Origin of the sequence: Bradyrhizobium sp. 139, assembly GCF_023074175.1 — a bacterium.
In the GTDB taxonomy this organism is placed as follows: Bacteria; Pseudomonadota; Alphaproteobacteria; order Rhizobiales; family Xanthobacteraceae; genus Bradyrhizobium.
Genome location: NZ_JADPKS010000022.1, coordinates 1 through 17,349, shown reverse-complemented (window position 1 = coordinate 17,349; position 17,349 = coordinate 1). Strand labels below are relative to the sequence as shown.

Here is a 17,349-nt window from a genome sequence, read left to right as displayed (position 1 = left end):
ACGCCGTCGGGAGGAAGCACAGAGCCGGGACCCATAACCACAGGACGTGGTTGTCGCGAAGATCGGGGCCGTCAGTGCGCTCAATAACCGCTCCCTGTGGCTATGGGTCCCCGCCTTCGCGGGGACGACGGTGAGATCGACATGACCACCTCCAACAGCAAATTCCGCAACACCAAGGAAGCGCCGACCGAGCCATTCAAGCGCTCGGTGGCCTCCTGCCTGAAGGCGATCGCGAAATCGCCCGAGCTCGACGTCAGCTTTGCCGCCGAGCGTCCCGGGCTCGCGCCCGGCAAGGCGCGGCTGCCGGAGCCCGCGCGAAAAATGACCAAGCGCGATGCGGCGATCGTGCGCGGCCACGCCGATTCCATCGCGCTCAAGATCGCCTGTCATGATGCAAAGCTGCATCGCAAGCTGATGCCCGGCAATCCGCAGGCACGCGGCGTGTTCGAGGCGGTCGAGCAGGCCCGGGTCGAGGCGATCGGCGCGCGCCGCATGGCCGGCGTTGCGAAGAACCTCACCGCGATGCTCGACGATCATTTCCATCGCGGCAAGTTCGACGAGATCACCGACCGTGCCGATGCGCCGCTGGCGGATGCGCTGGCGATGCTGGTGCGCGAGCGCCTGACCGGCATGGCGCCGCCGACCGCCGCGAAAAAAGTGGTCGATCTCTGGCGTCCCATTCTCGAAGACAAGATCGGCAGGCGGCTCGACCGGCTCGATGGCCTGGTCGAGGACCAGACCCGGTTCGGCGACGCCGTGCATGACCTGTTGACCGCGCTCGAGCTCGGCGACGAGCGCAGCGCCGACAGCGAAGACGACGACGACGAGGAAAACCGCGACGGCGACAACGATCAGTCCGGCGCCGAAGGCTCGCCCGATTCCGATGCCGCGCAGGAGATGAGCGCCGACCAGGCGCAGGCCTCGAGCGAGGAGATGAGCGAGAGCGCGATGGAAAGCGCGCAGGCCTCGACTTCCGACACCTTCGACGACGGCGAGCTCGGCGATGACGAGACGCCGGGCGAGGCCACGCGGCCGAATTCGCGCGGCGCCAACGAGCCGCGCGGGCCGGAATATCATGCCTTTGCGCCGAAATTCGACGAGATCATCGCCGCCGAAGATCTCTGCGACCATGACGAGCTGGAGCGCCTGCGCGCCTATCTCGACAAGCAGCTCGCGCATCTGCAGGGCATCGTCGCCCGCCTCGCCAACCGCCTTCAGAGGCGCTTGATGGCGCAGCAGAACCGCGCCTGGGAGTTCGATCTCGAAGAGGGCATTTTGGATCCCGCGCGGCTGTCGCGCGTGGTGACCGATCCCTATCACCCGCTATCCTTCATGCACGAGAAGGAGGCGACGTTCCGCGACACCGTGGTGACGCTGCTGCTCGACAATTCCGGCTCGATGCGCGGACGCCCCATTACGGTGGCGGCGACTTGCGCCGACATTCTCGCGCGCACGCTGGAGCGTTGCGGCGTCAAGGTCGAGATCTTGGGCTTTACCACGCGCGCCTGGAAGGGCGGGCAATCGCGCGAAGCCTGGCTTGCCGCCGGCAAGCCGGCCAATCCCGGCCGCCTCAACGATCTCCGCCACATCATCTACAAATCCGCCGACGCCCCGTGGCGCCGTGCGCGGAAAAACCTTGGCCTGATGATGCGCGAGGGGCTGCTGAAGGAGAATATCGACGGCGAGGCGCTGGACTGGGCGCACAAGCGCCTGCTCGGCCGCCCCGAGCAGCGCAAGATCCTGATGATGATCTCGGACGGTGCGCCGGTCGACGATTCCACCCTGTCGGTCAATGCCGGCAACTATCTCGAGCGGCATCTGCGCCACATCATCGAGGAGATCGAGACCCGCTCGCCGGTCGAGCTGATCGCGATCGGCATCGGCCATGACGTGACGCGCTACTATCGCCGCGCGGTGACGATCGTGGATGCGGAAGAACTCGGCGGCGCCATCACCGAAAAGCTCGCCGAGCTGTTCAGCGAGACCAACACAGCGCCCACCCAGCCGGCCGGTCGCCCGCGACGCAAATTGCATTCGTGAGCACGCATCGATCCCGCCGCAGCTTTCTGGGCCATGCGGCGGCGGGATTTTCCACTCTCGCAATCTCCCGCCTGGCGCAGGCGCAGCCTGCGACCGAGCCGCCACCAAGAACAGCTCAGGTCACCGCGCAGCTCGAGCATGCCGTCACCGCGCCGGTCAGCATCGAGGTGAATGCGCGTCCGATTCCCAATTTCGAGCCGCGCGACCGCTCGCGCGTGCGCTTCGGCTCGCTGCAATATCGCAGCGGGCTGGTGTTGACCTCGCCCTATCGCGGCTTCGGCGGCCTGTCCGGCATCCGGCTCGATGCGAAGGGCGAGCGCTTCCTCGCAATCTCCGACCAGGGCGGCTGGTTCACCGGCGCCATCCGCTATTCCGGCGACAAGATGATCGGGCTCGACGATGTCGAGGCAGCGCCGATGCTCAATGCGGAGGGCCGGCCGATCACGGAGAAACGGCTCTGGTACGATACCGAGTCGCTCGCGCGCGACGGCTCCCTCGTTTATGTCGGGCTCGAGCGCGTCAACCAGATCATGCGCTTCGATCTCGCCAAGGGCGGCACACGCGCCCGCGGCGAGGTGCTGCCGACGCCGCCCGCCGTGCGCAAGCTGCCCTACAACAAGGGGCTCGAAGCGCTGGTGTTCGTGCCCAAGGAAATGTCAAAGGGCCAGCCGCTCCCGGGCACCCTGATCGCGTTCTCCGAGCGCGGGCTCGATGCCGACGGCAATCTGGTCGCGTTCCTGATCGGCGGCCCCACGCCCGGCCAGTTCAGCGTGCGCCGCACCGACAAGTTCGACATCAGCGACGCCGTGCTGCTGCCTTCGGGCGAGCTGCTGATCCTCGAACGCAGATTCTCCTGGTTCACCGGCGTCAACATCCGCATCCGCGCGATCCCGCTGAAATCCGTCGCGCCGAACGCGCTGGTCGACGGCCCAGCGCTGTTTGCCGCCGATCTCGGCCACGAGATCGATAACATGGAAGGCATCGACGCCCACGTCACGCCCGAGGGCGAGACCGTGCTGACGCTGGTATCGGACGATAATTTCTCGATGCTCCAGCGCACGCTGCTGCTGCAGTTCACGCTGGTGGAGTAGCACCCGTCATTGCGAGCGCAGGCAGGCTGGCACCAAATCCGCCGCCGCAATGCATAGCATCGCTGGCGGGCATGCCCCTTACGCGGCTGGCAATCCGCGCTTCCCTCACTACACTCTCCCCATCGTCCTCCATCCGCCGGAACTCCCGCATGAGCGCCCTGTTTTCCTCGATCAAGCTGCGCGGCCTGACGCTGAAGAACCGCATCGTGGTGTCGCCGATGTGCCAGTATTCGGCCGACGACGGCGTCGCCACCGACTGGCATTTCACCCATATCAACAACCTCGCGCTGTCGGGGGCTGCGATGTTCTGCATCGAGGCGACCCATGTCGAGGCGATCGGCCGCATCACGCCGGGCTGCCTCGGGCTCTACAGCGATGCCTGCGAGGCGGCGCTGAAGCAGATCATGACCTCCGTGCGAAAACATTCCTCGACGGCGATTGCGATGCAGCTCGCGCATGCGGGGCGCAAAGCGTCGAGCGCGCGGCCCTGGGACGGCGGCCAGCTCATTCCGGTGAGTGCGGGCGGCTGGCAGACGGTGGGACCATCGGCGCTGCCGCACAAGGAGGGCGAGGCCGCGCCGCTGGCGTTGGATGCGGCCGGTCTTGCGCGCATCCGCGACGCCTTCGTCGACAGCGCCAGGCGCGCGGCCCGGCTCGGCATCGACGCGATCGAGCTGCACGGCGCGCACGGCTATCTCCTGCATCAGTTCCTGTCGCCGATTTCGAACAGGCGCACCGACGAATATGGCGGCTCGCTCGAAAATCGCATGCGCTTTCCGCTAGAGGTGTACGACGCGGTGCGCAGCGTGTTTCCGCACGACAAGCCGGTCGGCATCCGGGTGTCGTCGACCGATTGGGTCGAGGGCGGCTGGGATCTCGCGCAGACGATTGAATTTGCCAAAGCGCTGAAGGCGCGCGGCGTCGACTGGATCGATGCCTCCTCCGGCGGCGTCTCGCCGCTGCAGAAGATTCCGCTCGGCCCCGGCTATCAGGTGCAGTTCGCCGACGCCATCAAGCGCGTGGCGGGATTGCCCACCATGGCCGTGGGCCTGATCACCGAAGCCAAACAGGCGGAAGAGATCGTTGGATCCGGCAAGGCCGACATGATCGCGCTCGCCCGTGGCATCCTCTACGACCCCCGCTGGGGCTGGCATGCTGCCGCCGAGGTCGGCGGCGAGGTCGAGGCGCCGCCGCAATATTGGCGCTCGCAGCCCCCGACGCAAAAGGCGCTGTTCGGAAAGACGACGTTCGGAGCGCGGTGAGGGCGCGTGCGGGGTTCAGGCGCGATAGCAGCGCCTCCAACTCGATTGTCGTCCCGGACAAGCGCAAGCGCAGATCCGGGATCCATAACCACAGCGAGGAGTTGTCGCACGAAGTCGGCGACTACGAGTCTTCGCCAAATCACATCCTGTGGTTATGGCTCCCGGATCGGCGCGCTTGGGGCGCGCTTGTCCGGGACGACAGCGGAGAAAGTGGCGGAACTTTTCGCCCCTCTCCACGCTCACGCACCGGTAAAATTCCTCGCCTTTCACCTCCCCCGAAACTGGCCTAACCTGCGCACATCCGAGGTATCACGGAGGCCCGCCATGCGGTTTCGTGTCCGGAAGGCTGCCCACGTCATCGAGCGCGTGGGCCTTGCGATGGCAGGCGCGGCGTGCGGGCTGTTCGTCGGCGCCTATGTCGGCTCGGCGATCGCGCCGCTCACCACGCAGGGCTTCCTGCTGCTGATGATGCTGCTCGGCTTCGTCGGCTTCTATCTCGGCATCGACACGCCGCAGCTTCCCTTCGACGACGCGCACAGCAGCATCGACGCCGCGGAATTGTTGAGCTCTGCCGGCACGCTCTGCGCCACGCTCACCGCACTCGCCTCCGTCGCCGTCATCGTGCTGCACCTCGATCCGCACATGGCGTGGACCTGGCTCGCTCTGTTCGGCTGGATCGCCGGCGTCGCCATGCAGATCGTCGCCGGCGCGAAAGCGCGGATGCGGAAGTAGCGGAGGGTCAGCGCGCAGCGCGCCTCAGAACACCACGCCCACCCGCGTGCCGCGCTTCCAGGCGACGCGGCAGCGCTTCTTGGTGTTGACGTGCAGCAGCTCGAACCTGTCGGGGATCGTCACCTGCCCGCCGAGATCGACGCAGGCGCCGCCGGGCGAGTAGTCGATCAACGTGCAGGGGATCACCGGCGCGCGCGGGTCGGTGATGATCTTGGCCTGGCGGGACACCAGGCCGGCGGGTTTCACGCGGGCATGTCGGCGCGGATGCATTGGCACTCTCCTCCAATTCCGCAGGTCGCGGTGGGCTCGCGATCATGATGGAAGAAAGATGATGCGATCCGGCTAAGGCAGCGCGGAGAATTTTAATGAAAAGTAGCGGCGAATGGAGACGGCGGTAGCGAGGTGGAGTGCTTCCCCTCTCCCCTTGTGGGCTAAGGCGTGCACACATCTTTCGGTCGTTGGTCAGCACCCATAGAAAGCGCGAGTCTTTTCAATGATAGCTGACCGACCGCTCTTTGGGCGGTTCCGAAATCCGGGGTCATCTAAGTCCCTGTATTAGATTCCATTTTTGAGATGTGTGCATGCCTTAGCCCCTTGTGGGAGAGGGGGGATCGCCGCGAAGCGGCGAGACGGGTGAGGGGTTTCTCTCCGCGAATCCCACTCTTATCTCAATTCGCGGAGAGAACCCCTCATCCGGCGCTTCGCGCCACCTTCTCCACAAGGGGAGAAGGGAGGACAGCGTGCCGCGCGGGTCCACCTCAGCCCGTCACAATCTCCCCTGGCTCCGCATGCTGCGGCCCCACCGGCATCGGCACCGTCACATAGTCCTTCGGCAAATTCACCGGCCGGTAGCCCGGCTCCACCGCCATCCGCTTCAGCACGCTCTCATGCACATGCGCGCCTTCCGGAATGACGCGCGGTTCGCAATCGGGGATGTAGAAGCCCAACAACACCTTCCGCTCCGGCCATTCCTTGTACCTCGCGCTCTTCGGCAGATACTCCAGCGCGCGCCAGAGTGCCGTCATCGAATTGTGCAGCATGCCGGTCTTGCCGGTGTAAGCCGGCGCGACGTAGTGGAACGGTGAGTTCTTGCGCTGGATGCCGAAGGCGAGCTGGTTGACCGTGCGCGGATTGAAGTTCAGGCCCGCTTTGGCCGCTTGCTCGATCATCCACAGCAGCGGATATTTGGAATCGCCGCTCTCGGCCTCCGCATAGCCGCCACCGACATCGCCATGCACGCCGGCGAACCACACCTGCAGGATGTCCTGCGGCTCCTTCTTCTCGTCTGGCACGTAGCGGTTGCGCCAATAGTCCTGCGGCGCCTCCCACACCTTGAGGCGGAACATGCAGCGCCGCTCGTCGATCGCGATCGCCTGCCGGAAGATGTTGACGCTGGGATTGCGCAGCGTGAAGGCGAGCTCCTCCAGGCTGAACAGATAGAAGAGGTTGTCGCGCCGCGGCACGATCACGCTCGCCACCGTGTCCCAGACACCGATGAAATGGATGGTCGGCCAGCGCGTCGAGGTGATGCGCGCGAATTGCGCGGCAAGGTCGAACGCGTCCTTCGGCAGCGGTCCCTGATCGTCGACGGCGAGGTCGTTGAGGTCCTCGATGTCGTTGCCGCGCCCGGTGCCGGAATATTGCTTGTAGGCGACGAGGCCGCTGCCTGCGAGGTTGGCCTGCTCCGGCGAGATCAGCCCGATCTTGTGGATCAGCCCCGCCAGCACCCGCACGGTATAGGCGCCGCGCGAGAAGCCGAACAGATAGATCTTGTCGCCCGGAGCGTAATGCTCGACCAGGAAGCGATAGGCCGACAGCACATTGTCATCCAGCCCGTAGCCGGTGGCGAGCCCCAGCACCAGATTGAGGTTGGCCTTCCAGCGATGCCACGTCGACGGCTCCGTCATCGTGCCGACCCCGGGATCGTAGAACACCAGCTGCCGCGGCGACGTCTTGTCGGTCTTGCGCAGGCAGCGATACAGCTTCAGGACGTTGGAGATGTTTTCGCCGATCTCGTTGCCGGTGCCGTCGCAGCAGATGACGAGATTTTTCGGCGTGGTGTTGTGGTCGATGTTGCGCTCATGCTCCACGGCACGCCCCTCCCGGCGATGCTACCGGGGCGAGTATAGCGCAAAAGCGTGGGGGAAAGGAGACGATGGGGGCGGCGACGGCGGTCCGCTCCCTCGCCCCGCTTGCGGGGAGAGGGCTGGGGTGAGGGGGAGTCTCGCCGGGCGAGGTGAGAGTTGGACTCGCGGAGAGTCCCCCTCACCCGGAATTTGCTACGCAAATTCCGGCCTCTCCCCGCACGCGGGGAAAGGCGAAAGGAGTGCCTACTTCTTCTTCGCCGGCCCGAAATCCGGCTGCCAGTTCGCTTCCTTGCGGGTCGGGGCTGCGGCGATCACCTTGGTTTTGTCCTTCTTCGGCTTCTTGGTCTCGCGATTGCTGCGTTGCTGTCCCTTGGCCATGATGTCGGTCTCCTCTGGGGTTCGAATTCGCTGAGTTGGTCCGATTGCAGCACCCGGCCGCGGCGTGCAGACGCGCACGTCCATGGTGCCTTCGCGCAAGAGCTGTCGCGCCAGCCGCAGCGCGACGGCCGCATTGGTGGTCGTGCACGTCCGCGGCAGAACGAGCAGCGGAACGTCAAATTGCGGCACGATCCACTCCGAGCTGCGGCGATGGACGCGAGCCTACGCCTGCGCCACGCCGATAGCGAGGGTTAAACCGTCGCGCGCGAGCGTCCGTGCTGCGACCGCGGTGCACGCGCATCGTGATGATAAGGCTGGCTATTGCCGCCCAACGGGCGCATGCTTCGCCAGAGCTGGCGTCGGTTGGGGCCCCTTCTTCGAAAGGCAGGCGTGCATGTCCATCCGCTCGCGGCGAGAAACCATCACCTTCAAGCATCCATTCCACATCCGCGGCATCGCGCGCGAGTTGCCGGCGGGCGCCTATGAGGTCGTCACCGACGAGGAGATGATCGACGGCCTGTCGTTCGCATCGTATCGCCGCGTGGCCACCATGATCACGGTGCCCGCCGAAGGCGTGCGCGGTGCGATGGAGATGCTGTCGATCGGCTCGGTCGACCTTGCGGATGCGCAGGCGACCGATGCGAGCGCCGCCAATGACTGACATCCCGGTCGATCTCGACAGCCATCGCGGCATGGCTGCACAGAAGGCAACCGATTTGCGCCGCGCGCTGGCCGAGGTCGAGTCCCAGGTCAGGGAGCTGCGCGAGCGCGAGGCCGATCTCGAAAACCGCATGATGACGGTGCCCGCCGCGTCCTGGCCGGAGGCCGCCGTGAAGGCGCGCCATCTGCTCAACCTCTATGCCGCGAGCCTGCCCAGCGAAGACACCCGCCACCGCGCGCTGGTGGCCGCGTTGTTCGACGATTTCGCAAGGCTCAACGGCGACGGCTGAAGCCAGCCACGGCCGCTTCCCCCCTCCCGCGCGCGGGAGAGGTCGGCGCGCTCCGGGCGATGCGAAGCATCGTCCCGAGCGTGCCGGGTGAGGGCTCTCTCCGCACGGGGGGTCCCGCTTGTGGAGACACCCCCACCCCAACCCTCCCCCGCAAGCGGGAGAGGGAGCGCACCGCCTCCGTGGAGGTATCGAGCCCGGTCTCGTCCGGCTCTAACGAAGCCATCGCGTAAAGGAGTCCGCCATGACGCTCACGACCAGCCGCTTCATCGGCCACGAGCAGGACCGGGGCATCGTCCAGTTCTCGATGCAGGACGGCGCGAAGGAGATCGCCTGCGCGATCTCGACCTCCGCCATGGACGACCTCGAGCGCGGCCCGCGCGCCAGGCCCAATGAGCGCGAAGCCCAGTTCACCCGACTGCGCGAGCGCATCGAAGCCTGCGTGGAACGGAAGTATCAGGCGACCGAGTTCGAGGGCACCCCGCCGGGCATCGTGCTGCGGAGCATTGATTTTCGGGGATAGGGGGAGGCGAGGGTTCGCACCGCGAGCGTGCGCAAGCTTCGCGCATTTTCGGTCGCATCCGCGGCCCCGCTGCCGCATCAGCTGTTGAAATTAACCACTTGTTAACCATGCGGTCGCCTAATGTGGATGATTGGGGGATCACCATGTCGGCCCATGTGACGCGCCCGAAGTTGATGCCTGTTCCAGCCTTTGATCTGCTTGGCGGGCTGGCGGTTCGCGTCACGGCTGTCCTACGGAGCAATGCAATGTTCGGAAAGGACGACTTAGTGGACAATCTCAGCCGCGATCTCGATCGCGCGCGCGGACGACGCGATGCTCTGGCGTCCGAAGCCGCGACTCTGACGGCGCAGATCGCCGAAATCGAAGCCCGCCTTTCGGAGGAGAAGAACAGGCGGGAGCGTGCGCGCGCCTTGAGCGAAATCGAAGCGGTCAAAACCCGAATCAAACAGGCGGGAAGCGCGTTTGCACCTGTCGTCGAAGGTCTCTGCAAGGCGATCGAGCAGGCTGCGGCCGTTGTGCCCGAGGCCCGCGAGCTCAACAGTTTTCTAGTATCGGTGGCGACCGAAATCGACAGCGTCATCGATCCGCTGTTGCGCGAGCTGGACCAACGCGCGGATGCGGTGCGAGCCGGCCACGCTGCACTGGACCTCCCGAGTTCGGCCAATGAGGCGCTCATCGTACCGCCCATCGAACCGCCAAAAGACAACAACGATCGCCTGCTTCGTTTCCCGGCATGGCTGTCTCGCGACAAGGAGGCGGAAAAAGGGGACGCAGCGGAGAACTCGCGCAGCACCGCGGCGTGAAGGATCGGCGCGCTGCGCACCTCGGAAGCTCGTCTGCGGCCATCCCTCGAGACGCCCGCTTGCAGCGGGCCCTCAGGATGAGGTCGCGTTTCGCGGCGGGATATCAAACCCTCATGGTGACGAGCCCGCCGTAGGCGGGCCGCCTAGCAGCGATCCATTTCCGGCATTGGCGACAAGTAGCTCCGGCTCGTCCGACCGCTCAGTTGGCCGCGCGGCGCAGGAAGGCTGGGATATCGAGAATGCCTTCGTCGGCCGCATTCGGCGCAGAGGAGCGGCCGTAAGGATCGTGCGGCTGAGGAGCCGCGTGGCGCGCATATTCCGGATTTTGCCTTGCCGGTTGCCCCGCGGGGTGGCGGGCCTCCGGGCGAAGCGGCGGGCTCTCCGCTTGCGGAAGCGGTGCGCCGCGCTCGATGCGATCGGCGATGCGGCGGCTGTCGTTGCGCAGCCTGCCGGCGAGCTGCGTGAGTGGGCTTTCCGCCGGTTGTGTCTGCTGCGCCGGGTCAAGATTATCGATTCCGGTCGCCACCACTGAGACGCGGACGACGCCTTCGAGGGTTTCATCAAAGGAAGCGCCGACGATGATGTTGGCGTCCGGGTCGGCCTCGTCGCGAATCCGGGTAGCAGCTTCGTCGACTTCGAACAGCATGAGATCCCGGCCGCCGGTGATGGAGATGATGAGGCCGCTGGCGCGCTTGATCGAGGGGTTCTCGATCAATGGATTGGAAATTGCGGCCACGGCGGCGGCGAGCACGCGCTTCTCGCCGGAAGCTTCGCCCCTTCCCATCATGGCCTTGCCCTTCTCCCGCATCACGGAGAGAACGTCGGCAAAATCGAGATTGATCAGGCCTTCCTTGACGATGAGGTCGCTGATGCAGGCCACACCCGAATAAAGCACCTGATCGGCAAGGGCAAAGGCATCGGCGAATGTGGTTTTCTCGCTGGCCACCCGGAACAGGTTCTGGTTCGGGATGATCAGCAGGGTGTCGACTGACTTCAGCAGTTCCTCGATGCCGGCTTCGGCAAAGCGCATGCGGCGCGTGCCCTCGAAGTAGAATGGCTTGGTGACCACGCCGATCGTGAGGATGCCGAGCTCGCGCGCAGTCCTGGCGATGATGGGGGCAGCCCCGGTGCCGGTTCCGCCGCCCATGCCGGCAGTCACGAACACCATGTGCGCGCCGGCCAAATGATCGCGGATCGTATCGATTGCCTCCTCGGCTGCGGCGCGTCCCAATTCGGGCTGCGAGCCGGCGCCAAGGCCTGCGGTCACCTTGGTGCCCAGCTGGATGAGGCGCGTCGCCTTCGACATGGCAAGCGCCTGCGCGTCGGTATTGGCGACGACGAAGTCGACCCCTTGCAGCCCGGCCGTGATCATGTTGTTGACGGCATTGCCGCCGGCGCCGCCGACCCCGAACACGACAATGCGCGCCTTCATCTCGTGAATATCGCTGATGCCAGTCATTCTGTCCTCGCGGTTGCTCCGGCAGGCCGGGATGGAGAAAGGTTCGAGTGCTACCTGCGTGCCGCGCGGTCTGCGCCCACGATGGCCGCGGCCAGATGTCCCAATCGAAGCGCGGCTTGTCCCGCGCCCGCGCCGCCAGCCCGGCGACCGGTCCGCAGCGCCGCCACTTCGTCTTCCAGTCGTGCCACCCACGCATTGGCTGCCCTCGTCTCGGCAGCCGCCTGCATCAGCTCGACGGCCAGGCGATCGGCGCGCTCGCGCTCGCGCTCGAAATCCGCCCTGTAGCCGGTTGCGACTGCTTCGAGCCGCGCGACCTCCGCCTTGAATGCCTCGATCTTTGCCATGGCGGCGGTGATGGGGTCTGCCCGGCGGCCAATGCGCGGCCGGGGCACGTACCGGAGTTCGGAGACATCAACGCTCACCAGGGCTTTGCCATCATCCGAACGCGAGCGCGGCAACCGGTGTCGTCGGGCAAGCGAACGAGCGGCCTCGCGAGAGATATTGAGGCGGGCACTAAGATCGGCATACGTCAGCAACGCAACGGACATCGACGCTTCTCCTGGAGCGAACCGGGAAGGCATTTCGGGCTGATGATGACTGGACGATAACGTCAGGCTAGGCTGCGTTGGTTAACGGACGGTTAACGCGCGAGCGGCGCAAGCGCCGGGCGCGCGCCCCAGGCCCAACGAGCGTGAAGCTCAGTTCATGCGCCTGCACGACCGCATCGAAGCCTGCGTGGAACGCAAATATCAGGCGAGAGGGTTCGAGGGCACGCCGCCGTGAATCGTGCTGCGGAGCATCGATTTTCGGGGCGTAGGGGAGAGGGCGTCTACTTCGGTGGTTCTTGCGGCTTGCCCTGAAATTGGATGTTGCACTTCTTTGCGACCGAGGCCTGTTCGATCGCGACCAATTGTCCTTTCATCTGCGCCAGTTCGGCCGCAGCCTGTTTGTCGCCTCCGACCAGGAACGCCGCGGGCCAGAACACAACGACAGCAACACCCGTCACAACCTGATCTTTGGAGCGCTGACTGTCTTGGACTCCGGAGAGAGTCGCAGCTCTAGTGGACACCGACTGTGCCTCCAGCGCGAGCTGCTGGCAGTTGTACTGTTGATATTGCACCGGCGAGACGTAAGCCGCCGTTATGTCAGATGATGAAGAAGCGCAGCCAGCAAGCGCGGTCGCAAAGACCGCCACGCTCAAATTACGCATAAGAATCCCCCAGCCGGAAAAGCCGCACAGAAGCGCAGCCAATGCGCGAGATCAATGAGACCTTCGCTGAACCGGTATAACTACGGACTGACAGCAGGCCGTTGCGCCGAAGCAGGCGGCGGATCGACACGCCAGAGTCTTCGCCCCGCCGCGAGCCCGCGCCACCGCGCGCTCAGGGCACCTTGCCGGAGATCGTGCTGCGGAGTATTGATTTTTCGGGGGGTAGGGCGAGACGAAGATAGCGAGCACGGCAGGAATAGGTATTCGTGCCGACAAAATGCAATAGGAAACGTTTCGGTGTCGGCGATCAAGCTGGACGGACCAGCCGGGTGCGACTAGCCGTGATAGAGCACACCTATAATTGCCCTTGCGCTTGTAACGGTTCGGAACCCCTTTTGTGGTTTACCGATAGAAAGAATCTGAGATGAGCCGAGCCCACCTATGCTCTCGAATTGCCATAGGGGACCAAGTTCAATCGGTAACGCGGCCCCGACCCGCTTGAAAATACTCGACCCGTCATCAAGGGTCAGTGCTACGAGCGTATCTCTATCTTGCCCAAGTTCATTCAGCTCAATACGCGCGCCTCCCAATACCACCTGTCCTTCAAGAGCTAGTGGGACGGCGCTGTCGTCGGACACGCGAAATGCGATCTCAATGCGCTTCAGGACGCTACTTGCATCGACCTGGACTGCCTCATCCTGACCTTGCGAGGCCGCTAAGTTATGATCGAAGATTATTCCGACCACCCGATGAATGGCTACGGCGGTTTCAGAGAGAAAAATGGTCTTCGGAGCCCTAGAGCGTGGGTCGGGTACTTCTGCGGTGAGCCCGATGACATCCGAATTCGCGCCGCGCACCAAACGGCGCGCATATGTCGTGCTTCCGTATCGGGCTATAACGAGCCTCCGATCCGCGACCGGCCCCGGTAGTGCTTCAACTATCGCTAGCGAATTCACGGGGGCAGCAAAGCCATAATTGGGTCGGCGGAGAAAGTATGTGACGGTATTATCGAAAAGATTCGGGGCGAGGCGCTCCGGAGAGGTCTGTGATTCTCCCGACGGCGCATGTTGAGTAAATGCCGCTAGGTCCGGGCAAACTAAAACGCTCAGGCCAGGATTAGGCATCGGGATAAGCGCGGGTGGCTGCGCTTCGGCCAACGGTTGATCCTTGAGTGCGTCTCTGCGTCGCCAACGATAAGATTCCTCATACATGGCCTCGACGATTTCAAGAAGTTCGCTCAAATCGTTGGCGCACTGCGCGACATCGGCAGCCCTGATCTCTTGACGTCGACCGTGATGAGCCTTGTTCATGAGGACAATGACAGGAGAGCCATCAATCAGCGCTGAGTGGTCAACAAAGCGGCGGAAGATGTGGGCGCTAAACATCCCTTGTGGAGCGGATTTCACCAGCGTGCGGAGACGTTGGACAAAGGTTGCCAAGGTCGGGTCTGGGTTGGCGATGGTCCAAGCCGCGAAACCCGGATCGTCGAACATGTCTCCGAGCTTCGCTTCGAAGAACACGCGGCAACCATCTGCGAACTCCCGAGCAGGCCCCTCTAAATTGGGATCGGCTTCAAATCGCGATTTTCGCTGCTCGATGACTGGAAGTGGTGGCGTGGTCCGGATGACTGGTTGCAGGCGTGTTGCCGGATTAACCTCAAGATGTTCGATTCCGCCAGGAACCATAAGACGGGCGATTCGCGCGCAAAAACGCGAGTCGTAGGATGACACGACTAGCTGCGCACCCGACGTGATGAGTGGAATTAGCGCTGAGGCGAGACGCTCTCGATTCTCATCGTCTAAGAGCTCTTGCGGATCATCTAAGATCAAAGTCATGAGCCCGCCACGCTCTTTCAGTACGTACTCCCAAAACGCGAGAAAGAACGCGACTAGGCTTGCGCGTAACGCCGAGGCGTTTGTCACATGTTGTGCGGGGGCCGCGACGCCCTCCGCCTGAACGACAAGATCCAATTCGCCCTTACGACCAAGCCCCGCGTCGATCAGTTCGTGGGCAGTATCCGGAAACGCGCCAAGGTAGATGCGTTTTCGCCATGCCGCCGCCTCGGATCGTAAGGTTGTACGCAAGTGGTCGACTTGCTGATCAGCGAGTTGCCCCAAGTTAGCGAGATTTCCTAATGCTGCGCTCGCAATTCGATATTCGCGAAGGCGAATTTCGGAGGCGCGGCGAACCTTTAGGTGCTGTTTGAGCCGGTCGCACTGAATTATCGCATCAGAGATTGGTTTCGCCGCATGTGCGGTCGCTTGCAGGCTGAGGAGTTTCCCCGTGAGCGTGGTTGTCTCTCTGGGCTCACTCTCTTTTGGTGCGCGCCCCAAGACCCGCGCTACGATTTCCCGTGCAAGCGGATCGTTGTTTTGTCGCCATTTGGAAAAGCGAACGGCGCAATCAAGCCGTTTCAAGGCCTCGCTAAGTGCATCGCATCCCCTTGGGAGGGCGACTTTAGTCGCGTCGACAAGCGGGGCTCGATTCTTAACGACGTCGTCAAACGTAGAAACGGTTTGCGTCTTCAGCTCGCCTAACACGCCCTGGAATGGCTCGAAGTCGAAGAGTTCGTCGACAATTGCTGTTCGAAGTAGATCACAGGGATGTGCCGGGAGTGTTCGTGCAATCTCTGCCCGAAGAGCTTCAGGCAGATTTCTCATCAAGTCACCTTGTGCATTTTCTGCCCAACGACCAATTGTTTGCGAAAGGAGACCCGCAGCCGACGCGGCATCGTGCAGGTGCGTTTTGACTAATATGCCTGTTATGGGATCCTTTGCCTCGCTAAGATCGCTACCACAAACGACGCAAGCGTCGTTCTTGCGTTCTGGATCGGGGTGATCGGCGATCCAAGTAGCTACGCGAGCGTAGAGGCGTATACGGGCTGCTCTCGAAGGGTCTTGAGCCAAAGCGTCGAGAGCTTTAGCCTCGCCGAGAATGCTCTGAATTCTATCTTCTGTTGCTTGCAATTGATCCGATGAGACTTGGCGCAAGGCTGCGAGCCGAGTTGCAGAAGGTAGGTCTTGAGGTCGGCTGGCTCGCTCAAGCGCCCGACTGACGTTCTTTTCAAGTTCGGCGATGAGGACAAGATTCGTAGGATCGAAGCTTTCACCAAGAATATCCTTGGCAGATTCGAACGCTGAAGCCTTCGCGCCTTCGAAGTGTTTGGTGATCTCAACCAAAGTTCGTTCGATATCTGTGGCCTCAGATGGCTGAGGCACGGCGTGTACTGGCGCTAAGGTTGGATGAGCAAGCAATATGTTACTTAGGTCATCCTTTGCGGTGTTGAAGTTGCCGTCGGCTCGGCCGAGTTCAGCCGTTTTCGCCTTCACAAATTCTTTGTCGATTTTAAGCTTCGCCCGTCGCGCGTGTTCCGCTAGGTCGACGAGAGCAGAAAGGCCGGTAAGCTGGGAAACGGCGCGACCTAATTCGGATTCTGATCCGACTTTAATTAGTGGAAGTAGCCCCGGCATAATGGAGCCGATCCTGATGGCGATTGGATCAACCCCTAGAACTGATAGATCGGGTGGGGTCTCCTTCAGCTTTCCTTGCAGAGATCGGCTCTGGCTGCGGCGAACAATCGGCAATACCGCTCCAGTTTCGTCAACAAATGTAAGCTCAATCCATGAATCGGCAGGTACCCATGCTTCGTTGGGGCGATACTGCTCCACGTTCGGCATCGGTGTAAGAGGTGACAACTTGTGAGCGGTGCGTTCCTGACCTGGCGTAGAAGCGTCAATCCAGCATTCGAAATCTTCTGCGGCCTCGGGCACACGTTGCGGGCGGAGCATTTCACCCGTGAGCGCCCAAATGATCGCGTTAAGCAATGAGGTTTTGCCCGAACCGTTTCTTCCTTCGAACAGCGTGAGGGAAGACGAAAATTCGTGGACGTAGTTTTCAGGGGCGGCTGCGGGAGTTCCAAATTTGTGAAGCCCAGCAAAACGATGTGCCTCAACCTTCTTCAGTCGCAGGCGCCGACGGTTAGCGTTGGCGGGACGAGCTGACAGCGGTGGCAGTTGAGGTGGCTTCAGCAGAATACTATCGACCAAATCTTCAGCATGAGCTGCGCTTACATTTGCAGTCCATGTAGTCGAGTCTCGCTTGCGGTACCAATCTAGTGCGCTACGTGTGCTTTCATCCGGCAAGACGAAGGTCTTTCCGCCACGGATAGAAACTGATCTGCCGCTGACGACGTCAGCAATGAGCGAAGCAAGCGTATGAAGGTGTAGAGCGCGTGATTCGGACTCGGACACGCTGTCTCCTAATATCAAGATGATCTATGAACTCAACGTTGGATAGCCCCTGACTTGGGCTCCACGAAATCTCGTCGGCCGCTTGCCGATTTTGTTGATGGCGACGACAAACACCGAGCGTCCGGCGCGACGCCGGTTGCACCTAGCATCAGCGAACTCTTCTTGCGTGAGATGAGCGCCGGTTGCCCGTGGTGCATCATCGCCTGTTGCTGCAGATTGGAAGCGCGAAACGCAATCGCCTCGCAGTTCGAAACGCAGCCGCTCAAACGCGGCGCGAAGCGCCACGATTCCCAGACTACGCATAACATGAACCTCCTAGACCCGTGGCCATACAAGGGCAACCGGAGGGCGTACGCAAGCATGCATGCGCGTGACTTGCACCGTGATAATACGGTCTGCTTTCAAAGCAGGACGTGAATGGCCGGGTCGAGCCCTGCCGTCATGGAGAGAGAAAAGGAATTGCGCGAGATCGGCATAGGGGGCGACCTTGTGGGTCGCTCCCCTGCCACACCACCCGGCATGCGGGTCCGCACCGGGCGGTTCGAGAAGTTGAGGTCATGAGAGACG

General features: G+C 62.9%; 15 protein-coding genes and 1 pseudogene. 9 read left to right on the top strand and 7 right to left on the bottom strand.

The genetic code is table 11. The features are described 5' to 3' along the window. Nucleotides 1–141: 141 nt before the first annotated feature. From cobT to IVA80_RS05025, 4 genes are all read left to right on the top strand, one after another. Entirely contained in the window at nt 142–2,040 is a 1,899-nt protein-coding gene (gene cobT / locus IVA80_RS05040) for a cobaltochelatase subunit CobT (RefSeq protein WP_247426145.1), read from the top strand. Then, nucleotides 2,037–3,131 carry an esterase-like activity of phytase family protein gene (locus IVA80_RS05035; RefSeq protein ID WP_247426143.1) on the top strand — a complete coding sequence of 365 codons (1,095 nt, stop codon included), beginning with the start codon at nt 2,037–2,039 and terminating at the stop codon, nt 3,129–3,131. Before cobT ends, IVA80_RS05035 begins: the two co-directional genes overlap by 4 nt. 149 nt (nt 3,132–3,280) lie before the next feature. Next, nucleotides 3,281–4,393: an NADH:flavin oxidoreductase/NADH oxidase gene (locus tag IVA80_RS05030; RefSeq protein ID WP_247426141.1), complete on the top strand. Its 1,113-nt coding sequence runs from the start codon at nt 3,281–3,283 to the stop codon at nt 4,391–4,393. A 324-nt stretch (nt 4,394–4,717) separates the two neighbouring features. Next, a complete protein-coding gene (locus tag IVA80_RS05025) occupies nt 4,718–5,125 on the top strand; it encodes a hypothetical protein (protein ID WP_247426139.1) in 408 nt (135 codons plus the stop codon). A gap of 24 nt (nt 5,126–5,149) precedes the next feature. Here the strand turns inward: IVA80_RS05025 and IVA80_RS05020 are convergent, their stop codons facing one another. The 3 genes from IVA80_RS05020 to IVA80_RS05010 form a co-directional block, all read right to left on the bottom strand. Then, the gene (locus tag IVA80_RS05020) at nt 5,150–5,395 is read right to left on the bottom strand and encodes a PilZ domain-containing protein (RefSeq protein WP_247426137.1); all 246 of its coding nucleotides are present in this window, start codon (nt 5,393–5,395) and stop codon (nt 5,150–5,152) included. Nucleotides 5,396–5,883: 488 nt separating this feature from the next. Beyond that, nucleotides 5,884–7,215, bottom strand: coding sequence for a DUF2235 domain-containing protein (locus tag IVA80_RS05015; RefSeq protein ID WP_247426135.1), 1,332 nt, complete (start codon nt 7,213–7,215; stop codon nt 5,884–5,886). 240 nt (nt 7,216–7,455) lie between these two features. Next, nucleotides 7,456–7,779: a hypothetical protein gene (locus IVA80_RS05010; protein WP_247426133.1), complete on the bottom strand. Its 324-nt coding sequence runs from the start codon at nt 7,777–7,779 to the stop codon at nt 7,456–7,458. 205 nt (nt 7,780–7,984) lie between these two features. Here IVA80_RS05010 and IVA80_RS05005 point away from each other — a divergent pair, with 205 nt between their 5' ends. The 4 genes from IVA80_RS05005 to IVA80_RS04990 all read left to right on the top strand — a co-directional run bounded on the left by IVA80_RS05005 (nt 7,985) and on the right by IVA80_RS04990 (nt 9,863). Beyond that, complete coding sequence (locus IVA80_RS05005; protein WP_247426131.1) at nt 7,985–8,251, top strand: hypothetical protein; 267 nt, start codon at nt 7,985–7,987, stop codon at nt 8,249–8,251. Beyond that, entirely contained in the window at nt 8,244–8,540 is a 297-nt protein-coding gene (locus tag IVA80_RS05000) for a hypothetical protein (RefSeq protein ID WP_247426128.1), read from the top strand. Before IVA80_RS05005 ends, IVA80_RS05000 begins: the two co-directional genes overlap by 8 nt. A gap of 241 nt (nt 8,541–8,781) precedes the next feature. After that, entirely contained in the window at nt 8,782–9,060 is a 279-nt protein-coding gene (locus IVA80_RS04995) for a DUF1488 family protein (protein ID WP_247426126.1), read from the top strand. Between the two features lie 143 nt (nt 9,061–9,203). Next, a complete protein-coding gene (locus tag IVA80_RS04990; RefSeq protein WP_247426124.1) occupies nt 9,204–9,863 on the top strand; it encodes a hypothetical protein in 660 nt (219 codons plus the stop codon). 199 nt (nt 9,864–10,062) lie between these two features. Here IVA80_RS04990 and ftsZ read toward each other — a convergent pair whose 3' ends face one another. Both ftsZ and IVA80_RS04980 read right to left on the bottom strand, forming a co-directional pair. Next, a complete protein-coding gene (gene ftsZ / locus IVA80_RS04985) occupies nt 10,063–11,322 on the bottom strand; it encodes a cell division protein FtsZ (RefSeq protein ID WP_247426122.1) in 1,260 nt (419 codons plus the stop codon). A gap of 50 nt (nt 11,323–11,372) precedes the next feature. Beyond that, complete coding sequence (locus IVA80_RS04980) at nt 11,373–11,870, bottom strand: hypothetical protein (RefSeq protein WP_247426120.1); 498 nt, start codon at nt 11,868–11,870, stop codon at nt 11,373–11,375. 118 nt (nt 11,871–11,988) lie between these two features. On the opposite strand from IVA80_RS04980, the pseudogene IVA80_RS04975 reads away from it, so the two are divergent. After that, a pseudogene (locus IVA80_RS04975) lies at nt 11,989–12,105 on the top strand (DUF1488 domain-containing protein); the annotation flags it as partial. Nucleotides 12,106–12,151: 46 nt separating this feature from the next. Here the strand turns inward: IVA80_RS04975 and IVA80_RS04970 are convergent. Together IVA80_RS04970 and IVA80_RS04965 are read right to left on the bottom strand one after the other, a co-directional pair. Continuing rightward, the gene (locus IVA80_RS04970) at nt 12,152–12,574 is read right to left on the bottom strand and encodes a hypothetical protein (RefSeq protein WP_247426118.1); all 423 of its coding nucleotides are present in this window, start codon (nt 12,572–12,574) and stop codon (nt 12,152–12,154) included. 293 nt (nt 12,575–12,867) lie between these two features. Further along, nucleotides 12,868–16,782 carry an ATP-binding protein gene (locus IVA80_RS04965; RefSeq protein ID WP_247426116.1) on the bottom strand — a complete coding sequence of 1,305 codons (3,915 nt, stop codon included), beginning with the start codon at nt 16,780–16,782 and terminating at the stop codon, nt 12,868–12,870. Nucleotides 16,783–17,349 lie beyond the last annotated feature (567 nt).

What these genes read in the sequence shown, in the direction of transcription:
- IVA80_RS05000 (WP_247426128.1), top strand. Translation starts at nt 8,244, where the DNA reads ATGACTGACATCCCGGTCGATCTCGACAGCCATCGCGGCATGGCTGCA.
- IVA80_RS04990 (WP_247426124.1), top strand. Translation starts at nt 9,204, where the DNA reads ATGTCGGCCCATGTGACGCGCCCGAAGTTGATGCCTGTTCCAGCCTTT.
- ftsZ (WP_247426122.1), bottom strand. Translation starts at nt 11,322, where the DNA reads ATGACTGGCATCAGCGATATTCACGAGATGAAGGCGCGCATTGTCGTG.
- IVA80_RS05005 (WP_247426131.1), top strand. Translation starts at nt 7,985, where the DNA reads ATGTCCATCCGCTCGCGGCGAGAAACCATCACCTTCAAGCATCCATTC.
- IVA80_RS05030 (WP_247426141.1), top strand. Translation starts at nt 3,281, where the DNA reads ATGAGCGCCCTGTTTTCCTCGATCAAGCTGCGCGGCCTGACGCTGAAG.
- IVA80_RS04995 (WP_247426126.1), top strand. Translation starts at nt 8,782, where the DNA reads ATGACGCTCACGACCAGCCGCTTCATCGGCCACGAGCAGGACCGGGGC.
- cobT (WP_247426145.1), top strand. Translation starts at nt 142, where the DNA reads ATGACCACCTCCAACAGCAAATTCCGCAACACCAAGGAAGCGCCGACC.
- IVA80_RS04980 (WP_247426120.1), bottom strand. Translation starts at nt 11,870, where the DNA reads ATGTCCGTTGCGTTGCTGACGTATGCCGATCTTAGTGCCCGCCTCAAT.
- IVA80_RS05025 (WP_247426139.1), top strand. Translation starts at nt 4,718, where the DNA reads ATGCGGTTTCGTGTCCGGAAGGCTGCCCACGTCATCGAGCGCGTGGGC.
- IVA80_RS05020 (WP_247426137.1), bottom strand. Translation starts at nt 5,395, where the DNA reads ATGCATCCGCGCCGACATGCCCGCGTGAAACCCGCCGGCCTGGTGTCC.